Source organism: Vibrio sp. Vb0349, from assembly GCF_033338975.1.
In genome coordinates, this window is sequence record NZ_JAWOTS010000064.1 from 1 (window position 1) to 2,722 (window position 2,722).

At 46.2% G+C, this 2,722-nt stretch carries 1 protein-coding gene and 1 pseudogene; both read right to left on the reverse strand.

Annotation, left to right across the window (positions count from 1 at the left end; translation table 11 throughout):
- A partial coding sequence (locus R7Q47_RS23115) for an ATP-binding protein (RefSeq protein ID WP_318089396.1) occupies positions 1–2,338 on the reverse strand: 2,338 nt, incomplete at its 3' end.
- A pseudogene (locus R7Q47_RS23120) lies at positions 2,331–2,722 on the reverse strand (c-type cytochrome); the annotation flags it as partial. The pseudogene R7Q47_RS23120 and the gene R7Q47_RS23115, both read right to left, overlap by 8 nt.

The following is a 2,722-nucleotide window of genomic DNA, read 5'->3' on the forward strand; positions in this document are numbered from 1 at the left end:
TTTGTTGCTCTTTTACTAACTCATCTCTCAAACGGTGTCCTTGATGAATATTCACTTGGAGGCGATTGATCAACATCTGTAGCTGTTCAATCGCTGGCACTTGGTTCATTTTTAACTGTGTTTCGAGTTCCAGCGCTTGGCTAGCCAGTATCTTCAGCCCTAAATTCAACGCCATTCCCTTGGTCGTATGCATCGTCAATTTGAGAGAGTCGAAATCGCTCTGCATAAAGTTTTCAATCAGGTCATCAACCGCCAGTTCAAAATCGGTGATGATGCTGTTGAGCAGATCAAGTAACTCATTCGGATGTTCTTTGAGGGACGCCAACATTTCGGAGTTCGACAGTTCCTCTTCCGTCAGCCTCAAGTTTTCAATCGGCTTACGTTGCAGTTGCAATACATTGCTCGCTGGCGATACCTCTTCGGTTTGTTTCACTTTGAGCCTCGCACTGAATTGCTTCAAAGCGTCAGCAAAACTTTCCCTTTGTAGAGGCTTGGTTAGGACATGATCGGCACCTGCCGCGATAAAGTGGTCATGGGCCTCACGAAAGACATCCGCAGTATAGGCAAACAGCAACGTCTTTACCCCTAGCTTTTCGCGAATAAAACGAGTCGCTTCGACACCATTCATCTCTGGCATGTGATTATCCATCAAGATAAGGTCATAATCGTTGTCGCGTGCCTTTTCTACGGCAACCAGCCCGGTTTCTGCGACATCCACTGCGTGCCCTAACTTTTCGCAAAAGCCTTTCGCCACCAAAGCATTTACGCGGTTATCTTCTGCCAACAAAATGCGCAAGTTCTGAGTGCTTCGGGTTTGAACTGGCGTATGTTGCGGGCTCGGTTTTTCGCTCTCATTCCATGGTATCGGCAAAGTGACAATAAACTGCGTGCCGACCCCTTCTACGCTCTTTAAGGTAATAGAACCACCCATAAGTTCAGTGAGCTTTTTAACGATGGCCAACCCTAAACCCGTTCCTCCAAACCTTCTTGTAGTTGAAGAATCTGCTTGCTCGAAGGAGTTAAATACTCGCCCTTGTTTATCGGGCGCGATACCGATCCCTGTATCACTGACGATGATCAACAGATGTTTGTCTTCACTATTTAACTCGGTACGAATCAGTACGTGCCCTTCATTGGTAAACTTCACGGCGTTACCCGCCAAATTAAACAGAATTTGGCGAAGTCGAGCACAATCGCCTGTGAACTCGGTGTTGTTCGGAACGTCGTTCTCAACAATCAGCTCAATGCTTTTTTCATCAATTAACGGTTGTATGGCGCTGCAAACCGGAGTTAAGACTTGTTCAAGATGAAACGGGGCTTTTTCCAGTTCTAGCTTATTTTCCTCAACTTTAGAAAAGTCCAAGATGTCGTTGAGGATAGTCATTAAATGCTGCCCTGAATCCAGAATCACCTTAATGTGCTCTTTGGTGACGGGCTCTTTGGTTTCCTCTGCAATCAACTGAGAAATCCCGAGCACACCATTCATTGGCGTTCTTAATTCGTGACTCATAGCAGCAAGAAAGCTGGATTTAGCCTTCGCCGCTCGCTCTGCTTTGTCCGTCTCGGCTTCCAACTCCGAGTTAAGCTGCTTCAAGTTGTGCATTCGGTATTGCAGTTGATACAAGAACGACCCGACTAACAACATCACTGCGACAAACACAAACAGCCAAGTGAAGCGCGCCTCATTTTGGGCGAGATCAAGAAGTGAGTGCTCGGCCTCTTCCACAAACACAAAGTAATTGTGATCCAGTAGCTCATTGGTCAACAGCTCGATTTTTTTATCGCTTTCATGTAAGCGCCCCAAAAAGTTCGCGCCACTTTCGCTTTGCTCCCCACTTTGATTCACTAAGTCGCGGCTAAGAAACTCGACGTAATGTTTATCTAATTGCGTTTCACCAATGTGCGTCGAAAACTCCTCTTCATAGATGTCCAACAGCATCAGCAAAGCGTATTGATTTTCGACTTGTACCCCAATCAACATGTCTAATTGCGAAGTGGTTTGAATAACCCGTTGCTCAAACTTGGCTAACGTCTGTTGTATTTTCTGGCGGTTGGGTGAGATGGGAAACCAAACGGCGTTATCGAAGGTATCAGCCAATTTTTCCGCTTCAACTTCAATATCAACCAACGATTTAGTGAGCTCGAAGTTCTTTCGCTCCTTGATGGCATACTGATTCACAATCACATCGCGTTCTTCAATCAGCTGATGGCCGACCTCAGAAAGCGCGCTATGAAGTTGTTGCGTACTCTTGGAATTAATGTGAGCCATGTAGGCAAAGGTGCACGCCACCAGCATCGCAATAAATAAGCATGAATTGACCAACCTAAACTTATTCATTTTCCAGCACCTCTAATATTACTGGCCTTGGGGCGCTGAGTGACGTCAAGAACGCTTCGATGTCTTCGATGTTGGTATCACTCATCGTAATACCAAGCTGCGTTTGCGCCATGATTTGAATGGCCTCAGCAAGGGTGGTCACTTGCCCGTTATGAAAATACGGCCCCGTTAATGCGACGTTTCTTAAACTGGCAACACGGAAATAATACCCCTCATCCCCTTCCGTTGCGAGTAAATGGCGACCTGTGTCTTTCTGCACGGGTTTATGCTCAAAGTAAGCGAAGCGTTGAATCATCGCGCCGCCAACATTTTTCCCTTGATGACATTGTACGCACCCAGCTTTCTGGAAGGTTTTCCAACCGCGTTTCGCTTTCTCATGCAAAA